Below are 12,696 nucleotides of genomic sequence, written 5' to 3'. Positions count from 1 at the left end.
TCGACGATCGACGCTAACGCAAGAAAGAATGGTACGGAGATTTGTGAGATGAACAAATTGGTAGATGTTCTCCGACCTGCGGCTGCTACAGAACAAAGTGGTCGCGGCGATCTTAAAGGCTGGCTCGATTGTTGTGCGCAACAGGTGCCGGAAGCCATCGCATTACGTTTGGTGTCGTCTGGCTCGAAGCGTCAGATATCGTATGCCGATCTCCGGCGTGACGCTCGTCAACGAACCGCTCACCTCAACGAGGTGAACCACGATGTGCGTGCGATAAGTGTTGGCGCATGCGCCGAGATCGAAACTCTCCTCGAAATTGTCGCCTGCTTTTACGCTAACATAGAGGTTCGCATTACCAATCTCGCGGAAGGCGAGGCGCGTAACTGCGTTCTGCGGTCCTGGGTGAATGGATATACGTCGGACACTGTGTGCCAGCTAAGTGACCAGCTTGCCGAAATCTTGCAGCTGCATCGCGGATCCGAGATTCTCTTCGTCGGCACACTGGATGATCCGTTCTTGATAAAGTGTCTTTTGGCAACCATCCGGAACGGAGGCACTTTGACGGTTGTCGACGATATTGATGGGGCTCGCGCCGCATCATTGGGCGCAAATGTAGAGGAGCGAATTCTGTGCGTTCCGACGCTCCGAGATCTATTGAAAGCCGCTTCGCTCATGCCTGGCGTGGCTCAAGTGCTTTCCAATTGGAGAGCGTTGGCCGTAGCGCCGCGTGAAGCTTTCACACACTTGCGAAAGGCGTGTATCGCATTCGCTGGTGTCAACGGCGACGGACAGACGCAGTTCAGTCGCTGGGAGGAGGCTCCAGATGAGAAGTACGTTCGTATTCCAAGAGGCAACCAGCCATATCAGGTGCTACGCCGAAATGGCGCCGAAGCATGGGTAGGCGCTGTCGGAGAATTGCACGCCTTTAATCCTGGATCGCCGCCGATTAGCCTTTCAATGCGAGGTAAGCGCTTGAAAGACGGTTCGGTAGCAGTGTTGAAAGAGGACCTTGCGAATCAAACGTTCGCCGATGGCTTAACAGCTTCGTCCTTACTACGGGGCGCTCTCTCCATGCCGGAGGTGCGTGATGCGGCCGTGGTGAAAAGCAGACCAAACCACGATCCCGTTCTTTTCGTCGTGCCGGCCGATGATCGCATCGATACTAAACGCTTCCAACGCGCACTCGCTCGCCTTCTCTTCAGGCAGCATTCTGTTTCAGTCTGCTTTGTTGAGCGGTTTGTCCACGATTCCACCGGTAAGCTCGATGAGCTTTGTCTCTTGGAGGCAGACAGGGCACCATTAGCGCCAGCATCTGAAACGATACCCTCGCTCGCCGTCGACAGACCTACTGAGGCTAAAACAGCGCGCAAACCATCCTTGCTGACCGGGGAGCCGTTCGAGCTTGATCGTAGAATGCCAACGACTTTGGTGGAGGCTCTGCGGGTTGCGTCGAAGCTTCCAGATCATCGAGGGCTTTGGCTCATTGATGCTGACGGTGATGCAAGCTTCCTTAGTTATTCGCAACTGTATTCGGAGGCAAAAGGGAAGGCAGCTTTATTGCAATCATTGGGCCTTAACAAAGGCGATGTCGCTATATTTCAGATCGAGGATCAGCGCGTATTCTTTATCAATTGGTGGGGATGCATACTAAGCGGAATTCGCCCGATTGTGGTTGATGTATCGGCGACCTACAGCGGCAATAGTCGTGGTAGCGAAAAGTTAATGAGCGTTTGCCGCTTATTTCCCGGCGCCGCTGTCGTCGCATCGACCAGCTTAGCTCCGAAGCTCGCGACCTTACTCGGTGAAAACAAACTTCAGAACCGGATGCATAACGCAGAAGTAAGGGCAGATCTGGATGATCCAAGCCTTCCACAACTGGCGCCCACAGATGTCGCATTCGTACAATTGACTTCGGGTAGCACTGGAACACCAAAATGCGTTATCGAAACACACCAGAATATCATCTGCCACATCCAATCAACAACGGTGTTCAATAAATATGGACCTGACGATGTTACGCTAAATTGGCTGCCACTGGATCATGTGGCGCCACTATTGATGTGTCACCTGAAGGACCTCTACAACGGTTGTGTACAGATACACGTCGATACGGCCAGAATCACCGCAGAGCCTCTGGCTTGGTGCGATTATATTGAGCGATTTAAGGTGACGCATACTTGGTCACCAAATTTCGGATACCGATTATTAGCAGAGCACTTGAAGAATAGCCTGGATCGGACTTGGGATCTTAGGTCCGTGCGGCATTTTGTGAATGCCGGGGAGCAGGCAACACACTCGACTATCGAAGATTTCATTGCGTCTGCTGGCCGTTTCGGGGTTACAGCGGCGGCAATCCGGCCAGCATATGGGATGGCAGAGCTAAGCACAGCCATCACCTATGGAAGCGATTGCGAGAATGTGCATTTCGTGAACGAGCGTAGTTCGCGATCGCACCTTGAGCTCGTTAGTCGCTCCGAGAGTACGGCCACCTTCGTACCGGTTGGATCCCCAATTCCGGGGGTCAGTGTGAGAATCGCAAACGACGCAGATGAAATTGTGCCTGAATGGTCGGTTGGGCAGGTTCAGGTGTCAGGGGAGGTCGTTGTTCCAGGCTATTGGAGTAACGGAGCGGTCGACCGGTCGGCTTTCACCCCTGATGGTTGGTTTCGCACCGGTGACCTCGGTTACGTGGGGCGCGGTGAGTTGGTGATCACGGGAAGACAGAAAGAAATCATCATCATACGCGGCGTGCACTATCATTGTTATGAGATGGAGGAAGCGGTCGGTAAACTGGAGTCGGTGAAGGCTGGCTTTGTCTGTTGCACGGCCGCAACGGATTCGGTTCGCGGTACAGAGGGGGTGGCTGTATTCTTCGTGCCGGAAGGGCCGCGCGAGGAGGACGAAAGAAGGGGGCGGGCGGACGTCCAGCGACTCCTTGCGAAACGGTATCATCTGAATGCTTGTCGTGTTGTAGCGCTTAGAGAACAAGACTTTCCGAAGACGACCAGTGGCAAGGTTCAGCGAGAGAGGCTGCGCAGTTCGCTAGACGTGAGCACGTTTGCAAATGCGCAAGAAGAATTACAGAGCGCGGAGAAAGCGGCTGCGTCGGCGCGCGATGTCTATGCACCTGTACTTGTACCCAAGCAGCGCACGTCATTGCCCTTTGAAATGCAATCCGTTAACGCCCTTGTTGTTGGACCTCAGGGGCTGCTCTGTCACCAGCTTATCGAGAGCTTAAGATATACAAACGCGGATGTATCGTTTGTCGAGATTCCGGATCGGCCAAAATCGCTGTCAATTCACGACTTCGAATCGCAGTTGGTCGAATTAAGTGCGACCGGACGCAAGTATTCAACAGTCTATTTCGTGGCGCCGACGCAGGCATTTTGTAGCAAGGAGCATGAAGCGAACCTATCTGCGAATTTTGCAGAAGTGTTCTCGACTCTCCTATCATTGTTTCAAGCGCTTTCCAGTCGGTCGGGCCGTGAGCTTTTTCAAAGCATTGCGACTTTGATAATTTGCTCCCACGTTCCAACTGACGATAGGGGCACTCAATTTGAGTCGCATACCGAGTGGATGTCAGGTTTCCTTCGGACCCTCACGGCTGAACTCGGCTGGTTGCAAGTCAGATCGGTCGAGGTTCGCGGGACGACAGTCGATGATGCTGCAAAGTTGAGCATCGCAGAGGCTTATGCACTTAGCAAGGACGAGCTCGTCGTCTACCGTGGGCGGCAGCGGCTCGTCCCGCTCTTGAAGCCAGTTGACCTCGACATGGAGAGTGCGACAACGCCTCTTCGAACCGGAGGAAACTATCTAATAACGGGCGGATGCTCAGGTATTGCGCGAGTCCTTGCTCGGCATCTCGCACAATCTTATCGCATCAACGTTGTTTTTGTGGGGCGGCGGCCTTTGAACGCGGCCATCACCACGGAACTGGAGTGGCTAAAGCGCATCGGCGTTCGCGCTTGTTACGCCGCGGCCGATGTCGGTAACCGCGCGTCGCTGGAAAGCGCCTTAGAAAGTGCAAAGCAGGCAGGAATTGCCTCGTTAGACGGTGCGTTTCACCTTGCTAGCGTATTCGAGCAAAAGTCATTTCAGGAGGAATCATGGGACGCGGCTCAAGGAGCGTATGCTTCGAAGGTGCTGGGAACTGTGACCATTGCGCAATTCTTGCGCTCGAAGAATCCGCAGGCGCTATTGGTGCTTTTCTCCTCAGTTAACAGTTACTTTGGAGGCCTTGATGCAGCGGTCTACTCTGCGGTTTGCGGGTTCCAGGCAGAATATGCCCGAAAGCGGTCGCAACATGGGAGCCTTGATGTTCGGTGTTTGGCATGGACGCCATGGCACGGCATCGGATCGGCGAAGGGGTTCACTGCAGATCAACTGTCACTGATTGAAGGTAAGGGATTTGATGTCCTAGGCGCTGCTGAGGCGCTGGTTTCGCTCGAAGAAGCTCTTTGCGGCTCCGCGCCGACGCTATTCGTCGGGTTAAACAAATCCAAACAGACCATCGCACAGCATGTGTATGGTACGGATACGGTTCTCCTGGATGCGGCTAGCGCGCCTGCAATTGAGATCGTACGCAGCGAAGCTGCTCAGAGCCGGGACGAGATGCAAACGGGCATTGGTCCCGATGCCGCTATCTTACGAACCCTGCGCGACACTTGGGAGAGCATTTTAGGGGCGACGGACCTCGCGGCTGAGGACAATTTTTTCGAACGAGGGGGCAATTCGCTCCTAGCGAGCAGGCTCGTCGCCGAGGTGAGCAAGCAGTTTGGTGTAAAGGTGCCGCTGAGGCAGCTTTTCGCGACGCCGACTATAACCTCTCTGGCCGCACATTTGACCGAGTGTACTCGATCCACCGATCGGGAAAGTGCCGCGGAAACAGGTCAAGCTTGGCCGAGCATAATCCATGAGCCAGGAAAGCGCTTTGAACCGTTTGCGCTCAACGAAATTCAACAAATCTATTGGATCGGTCGGGATAGTGCGTTCGAACTGGGCAATACGAGTGCCCATGTGTACCTGGAGTTAGCTGTCGGGCAACTAGACGTAGGGCGCCTATCGCGCGCCATTGCTCAAATAGTAGAACGGCACGACATGTTGCGTGCTGTCGTTCTTGAGACAGGCCAACAGCAGGTGCTCCGTGACGTTCCCCCGTTCCGAGTGTCCGAAAGAGATCTTCGGTGGATGTCACCTTCGCAAGTTGAGAGCGCACTCGGCGCGGTGCGAAGGGAAATGTCACATCATGTCTTTGATACGGGGAAATGGCCCCTTTTTGATGTTCGCTTGAGTATTTGCAGCGCATCGCGCGGTATTCTGCATTTTGGCTTTGACGTGATCATCGCAGATGCAGCCAGTCTGCTAATTTTTGCGCGGGAGCTTGTGACGCTCTATGCCACGCCCGAAGCGAAATTGCCGACTATTGGTTTGTCCTTCAAGGACTACCTGTCGACGCTTGACGCTTTCCGACGCGGCCAGCAGTATGCAAAGGCCTGGGAATACTGGAGCAATCGTCTTCCGAATTTACCAACCGCTCCACAATTGCCGCTCGCCAAAGATCCGCAAAATATTGGCGCTCCGAAGTTCACTCGACTGACCGAGTCGTTGACGGAGAAGGAGACCGAGAACTGGCAGGAATGGTGCGGTCGCCGGAATCTTACGCTGTCGGCCGGCTTTCTAACGGCTTTTGCAGAAGTCCTTCAGCTTTGGTGTAAAAGTGAGTCGTTCTGCCTGAACTTGACCACCTTCAATCGTCTTCCGCTTCACCCGGACGTCGATAAGCTCGTAGGTGACTTCACCACGTTGACGCCAACGCAGATTGCTCCGAGAGGTGACCGCACTTTTAGCGACCATGCATCCGAAGTTCAGGCGCAACTGTGGAGTGACCTGGACAACTCAATTGTTGGCACGCGTGTGCTGAGAGAGATAGCTGCGAAGCGTGCGAATAAAACATCGGCTCCGTTGCCCGTGGTGTTTACGAGCACATTACCGATGACCACAAATGCGCAGGGCATTTTGGGTGAATTCGGTGCCATCGAATATATGATCACCCAGACGCCCCAAGTGTGGCTCGATCACCAGGTATTTTGGGACGAGAAGCGGATTGGCTTTAATTGGGACTTCGTCGAGGAGTTGTTCCCAATCGGGATGATTGAGACGATCTTTAGCGCATATCTCGAGTATGTTCGATCACTCGCCGCGGACGAAGGATCGTGGTCCAAGGCCAAGCCGTTTGAGGCCCTCTCATGCATAAGACAGCGCGATAATTTGCTAAGGGGCACTTGTTTGCCTTCGTCGCCGCCAAAAGAGTGTTTGCACTCGCGTTTCCTACAGTGGGCAGCCTCTAGGCCCGATCGGGAAGCGGTTGTCACCTCCAGCCATACCATTTCCTACGGCGTGCTTGAGTACGCCTCGCGCATCTTGAGTCGCAGGCTACAGGCAATCGGGATCGGTTCTGGAGGTCTCGTTGCAATAGCGATGGAGAAGGGATGGGAGCAGGTTGTTGCAGCACTCGCGGTACTGCGAGCGGGCGCCGCATACGTTCCGATAGACGCCGCTGCTCCCGTGAAACGCGCACGTAAAATGCTAGAGATCTCCGGCGCGAGCTGTGTGCTGAAGACCGCAACTGATATGGGGATCGGTGATGTTATGATCCCCGCTCTCGCGGTGACGGAAGAGTTACTAAACCTGTCCGAGGCCGGTACTCTGGTTCATGCGCACGAAACGCTGAACGGTTCAACGAATTTGGCCTATGTCATCTTCACATCGGGCTCAACGGGGGAGCCAAAAGGCGTAGCGATTAGCCATGGTGCGGCGCTTAACACTATAGACGACATCAATCGACGGTTCGGAGTGAACTGCGACGACGCTCTATTTGGATTGTCATCACTGACGTTCGACCTATCAGTGTACGACATCTTTGGTGCTCTGTCGGCGGGAGCCAAGCTCGTGCTGCCAGACGCTCAAGGGCTCATGGACCCAGGGCATTGGATGTCCATGATGAAAACGCACAGCGTAACCGTATGGAACTCCGTACCAGCCCTGATGCATTTGATGGTCGACTTTAGCGAGCGCACAGGCGTTGGCAGAGGCGACTTTGATACACTTCGGTTGGCGCTCATCAGTGGCGACTGGATCCCGCTCAATCTTGCGGAACGTATCCGGCGCCAGTACGGCCAACGAACGAGAGTTATCGGCCTGGGCGGAGCCACAGAAGCGTCAATTTGGTCTAATTTTCACGAAATCGAAGAAGTAGATCCAAGATGGGCGAGCATCCCATACGGCAAGGCATTAGCGAACCAAAGTATCTTCGTGCTTGATGAAGCTCTTCAGCCCGGCCTTATTGGACAGCAAGGAAACATCTACATCGGCGGAGTCGGGCTGGCGGACGGGTATTGGAAGGATCCACAGCGCACCGCAGCCAGTTTTACTGAACACCCAAGCACTGGAGCTCGTCTCTACGCAACCGGTGACCTTGGGAGATTCATGCCGGACGGGAGCATCGAGTTTCTCGGTCGTCAAGACAACCAGGTGAAGATCCGCGGATACCGCGTGGAGCTCGGAGAGATCGAAGCAGCCATCGTAAGCGTCTCAGGTGCTGCGGCGGCCGTCGTAAACTTGGCGGAGTACAATGGTAAGACGGCGCTAGCCGGTTACCTTACTACTCCGTCAAAAATGACCGATAAAGCGAAGATACTGGAAGGGCTCAGGGCGCTACTGCCGGCGTACATGGTGCCGGACGTATTGATATGGATTGAGAGCGTGCCACTTACTGCAAACGGAAAAGTGGACCGTCGAGCGTTGCCCGTGATCGATATGGAGAGAGACGCTCGATCTGTGAGCGGGCTGCCTTCGATCGATTCGTTCTCACAAGAGGTTACTCACCTCGTCTCCCAGGCAATCGGCGTAGCTAATCTTGCAGCGCGCGATAATCTTCTAGAGGTTGGAGCAAACTCAATAGACTTGGTTCGAGCGCTTACAGCACTTCAGGCTCGCTTTGGTTTTCGAATTTCGATAGGCGAGGTTTATCGTAACCCAACTATCGACCACATCGTTGCGCTCATCAGGACCCGCGCTGTCGCAACGAAGGCCGGTAGCATGAGCTCCCGCGGCGGAGATATTCAGTTGGTCTCACGTGAATCGCTGATGCCGCTTTCATTTGGGCAGGAGCGGATCTGGTACATGCAACACAAAGCGCCGGATATCGTCGCTTACAACGAGGCGGGAGGCGTAAGACTCAAAGGCCACATCGATCCTACACTGCTTCGTGACTCGCTCAGCTACGTGTTTCAACGACATGAAGCGTTTCGTACTCTGTTCGTAGTCGATGGCGATGATGTCTATCAGAAAATTCTATTGGCCGCGCGAGTGGACCTCAGTATTACCGATCTTTCGCATGTCGAAGCAACGCAGCGCTCCTTGCATCTTCGTGAGTTCGTAAGGTCTGCCGTCCGACAAAAGTTCGACTTAACAAAGAGCCCGCCAATAAAGGTTCACCTTATAAAGGTGCAATCGAATGAGCATATTCTATTGGCGGTGATCCATCATATCATCGCGGACGGGTGGTCAGTTGGAATACTAGTGAAAGACTTGGTTCACGTTTACACCAAGTATGCTCGAAATGAGCAACCAACACTCACTGTCCTGCCGTTACAGTATTGCGACTACGCGACCTGGCAACGGAAGTATTTTGGGGAAAATGCCCATCAAGAGTCGCTTTCCCATTGGGAGCGGACGCTGAGAGGAATGCCGATCCTCAAGCTGCCGCTGGATTCGCCGCGTCCGCGAACTCGTAGCTACAACGGGGACAAAATCGACTTTGCGATTGATGAGGAGACGACTGCGCTTTTGCGTAAAGCCTCCGCCAGGCACGGAGTGTCTCTATTCGTCAGCTTGATCACAGTCTATGCAACGCTGCTAGCAAGGTTCTCTGGTCAAGAAGACTTCGGCATTGGAACCATCGTCGCCGGAAGGGATCGTCCAGAATTCATGGACGTAGTTGGCTGCTTTGTTAACGCTTTGACATTGCGCGCGGACTTCGCTGGCGCGCCTACGCTTGGGCAGATGCTCTCGCGAATGAAGCAAGTCTGCGTCGATGCGTTTGCAAATCAGGAAGTGCCTTTTGAAAAGGTCGTTGAAGTGTGTGCCGGTAATCGCGACGCCGGTATTGATCCGCTTTGGCAAGCGATGTTCATATTGCATGTGCCGCAGGAGACGTTGTCCCTGCCCGGTCTAGAGGTCGAGCCATTCGATCTGGAGGTGGTGAATGCGAAGTTCGACCTCAAACTAGACATATATGAGGACGGTAAGGCGTTACGCGGATCGTTCATATCGAATAAGGATATTTTGCGCCGCGAGAGCCTCGAGCAGTTCGTCGAGGCCTGGCTTGCTCTCATAAACCACTGGCCTCATACATCGGATGATGCGCCCGTGGCCCAGATTCCACTTGTCTCGGTCAAAAGCCCGGCCAGTGCCGACCCGGCGACTGATACCGAGACGGTCGTTGATAACGTCTATAGCCGGTTCGAGTCGTGCGCACGCAAGTACCCTGAACGTATAGCGGTTTTGACCGGTGCCACCCGTTGGAAATATTCTCAATTGAACCGGCGCGTGGATGCTATTGCCGGTGCATTGGCGCGCTTAGCCGTGACGGACGGCGACATTGTCGCGATTTGTATGGAGAACCCAGTCGACTTCGTCGCTACTATACTCGCTGCAATGAAGCTCGGATGTGCCTATCTGCCGCTCGATGCCAAATGCCCACCCGTCAGAGTTTTGGATCAATTGAAGAGATCGCGTGCCGCCTTACTCGTCGGGGACAGTCGCATAATCTCCAGCTTGGTCGATGTCCCGGTTCGCACGGTTGCACTTGAGGATGTGGAACGTGGCGCAACGACAGCCAATGACAAGGTGCATCTGCCCCGCCTGACCGCTGACGCAACAGCTTATGTCGTATTCACGTCTGGCTCCACAGGAAACCCAAAGGGCGTCGCAATTAGTCATGCGCAGCTTCTAAACTACGTCGATGGCGTGATGCCGCGGCTCGGGTTGCCGGATGGAGCTTCGATGGCTCTGGCGTCAACTTTGGCCGCGGACTTGGGGCATACTTGCACATTTGGTGCATTAACGACCGGCCGCTGCCTTAACATTGTACCCGCTCACACCGCACTCGATCCGAATGCTATGGCGGCATACATGCGGCACACGCAGCCTGAGTTTTTCAAGGTAGTACCGTCGCACCTGGCGATGCTACTGGAGGCTGAGGTTTCAGCGGACGTTCTGCCGACGTCCTGCCTCATGCTCGCGGGCGAGCAGCTTACAACGTCGTTAGCCCAACGAGTGCACGAACTCTCAGCAGGACTACGAATTATCAATTCTTACGGTCCGTCAGAAACGACCTGCGGGCCCTTCATCCATGAATTCGATCCAAGCCGTGCATACTCCGCTGCTTCTGTGCCTATCGGTCTGCCGCTCCCCAACATGGACGGGGTGGTCTGCGACGAGGACGGTCGCCGCGTGCCAGACAACGTTGTGGGTGAATTGCACATTGGCGGCGTTGGAGTGTGTAGCGGATATCTTGAGGACGAAGAAGCTACATCGGCTGCTTTTATTCGTCATGCGGTTCGAGGATTTGTATACCGAACTGGAGATCGAGTCCGGCGTCGAACGAATGGTGAGCTCGAGTTCATTGGCCGTGTCGATAATCAGATTAAAGTCAGGGGTTATCGAGTCGAACTCGAAGAAATCGAGCGGGTGGCCGCCACCTATTTGCGCGATCGGCCTTGCGCGGCGTGCTACGACCACGAAAGAAGCGAGCTGGGAATTTTCATCGCGTGCAGTCCTGAGGATCTTAATACTGCCGAGTTCGCTGAATACTTGGAGCGATCTCTTCCAAGCTATATGCAGCCATCCCTGCTGGGTTATACGTCTCGGCTACCCGCGACGCTGGGAGGGAAGTTGGATCGCCAAGCATTGAGCCGGTCTATGGGTCGGCTTTCGTCGTGGCGAAATGATATTGCATCGACGGAAGCCCGTCCCCAATCTGCATTGCAGCGAACAGTGCACGACGTCTTCTGCGAAGTTCTAAAGGTCCCTCAGGTTGATGTGAACGCGACGTTCTTCTCTCTCGGGGGGCACTCGCTGCTTGCCGTAAAGGTCGTTAACGCTCTTAGGGAGCGTCTCCGTGTACAGCTTCCCCTTAGTGAACTCTTCGAACATCCGACAGTTCTCGGACTGTCCACTGCTTTGGAGCGTCAACAGGCGGATCAAGAAGCAAGCCGCGGTTTAGAACTTAGATCGATACCAAGGAACGGGAATATTCCGCTGTCGTTGGCGCAAGAAAGGTTGTGGCGCATCAATCAGTCCCCACATCAAGCAGCCATCCTAAACACTGCTGGAGGGCTGCGAATTCGAGGGGCGCTGAATGTCGATGCCCTACAAGAGAGTTTCCGCCTTCTGATCGACCGACATGAGGCGTTTCGCACATCGTTTGTTCGAGCCGACAAGGCGCCCGTTGCAAATCTTGTGACGCGTGTCGCTTGGTCGATGATATCGCGCGACCTGTCGCAGCTAAGCAAACTAGAGCAGGCGTCAGAGGTCGAAAAGACGTGGTTGGAGCAGGTGAATTTCTCCTTCGATCTACGGCAGGCGCCTCTACTACGAGCCGTGCTTCTAAGGGCTGCAGCAACCGAGCACGTCTTAATCTTATCGATGAATCACATCATAACAGATGCCGTATCGATGGACATTTTTCTGCGCGAGTTGGCCGTAGTCTATAGTGCTTTGCGCGACAAGCGCTCACCGAGCCTGCCGACCTTGCGTTTTCAGTATGCAGACTTCGCTGCGGCGCAGCGCAGCGAGACTGCGCAGCAGCGGCTAGCGAAACAGCGCGCGTACTGGCTGAGAGAGCTCAAGGGTTGGGAGTACATCGATCTCTTTGCCGACCGAAAGCAACCTGATCGCCTGAATCATGCAGGCGCGCATGTTAGGAGTTTCATTGATGGCTCGACGACGGCCTTGATTAGGATGTTTGCCCAAAATGAAGGATTGACGGAGGCTATGGTACTGCTGGCAGCTTTCGTTGTACTGTTGTATCGGCACAGCGGGCAGGCGGATATCGTCACCGGCGTGCCGTACAGCGTGCGAGGCAGCGACGAGCTCGATAATATCGTCGGCTATTTTATTAATCCGCTGTCAATTCGCATCGCGCTGGGGGAGACGCTGACGTGTGGCGAGCTTCTCCATCAGGTGAAGCGAAAAGTCTTGGCGGCGCAGGCGCACGCGGAGCTACCCTTCGACAGCGTTGTCGAGGCGGTGACAGAACAGAGGCTTCCAGACAGGCAGCCGGTCTTCCAAGTTGTGTTTAACTATCTGAAACGTCATCGCCTATTGGAGTTGCCGGACCTGGAGATCGAGCTTCTCGATTTCCAGCGCGGTGTATCGCCGTACGAGCTAACTCTGCATCTGGTAAGCGGCGCTAGTGAGATCGATTGTCGCTTGGAGTACAGCGCCGAGTTGTTTTTTGGTACCACAGCTGAGGCGATGATGACCGACTATGTCGACGGACTTCGACGTATCATGTCAAATCCGGAGGCGGAGCTGATGGACGTAATTTCGCCGAGCGATCGGCTGTTACGTGGCGAGCTAGCCGGTATCGAGCAGGCTGCTGTTTGAGGGCTGGATGGTGACATCGTGTCG

The 12,696-nt window shown here is 54.5% G+C and carries 1 protein-coding gene; it reads left to right on the top strand.

All coding sequences use genetic code 11. The annotated features are described in order from the left end of the window. The first annotated feature begins 48 nt into the window (after positions 1 to 48). The gene (locus tag ACVIHF_RS00760; RefSeq protein WP_456791452.1) at positions 49 to 12,672 is read left to right on the top strand and encodes an amino acid adenylation domain-containing protein; all 12,624 of its coding nucleotides are present in this window, start codon (positions 49 to 51) and stop codon (positions 12,670 to 12,672) included. The last annotated feature ends 24 nt before the right edge of the window (positions 12,673 to 12,696 follow it).

Source organism: Bradyrhizobium sp. USDA 4506 (assembly GCF_054058795.1).
The sequence above is the reverse complement of the archived record's forward strand: the minus strand, read 5'-3'. Positions and strand labels throughout refer to the sequence as shown.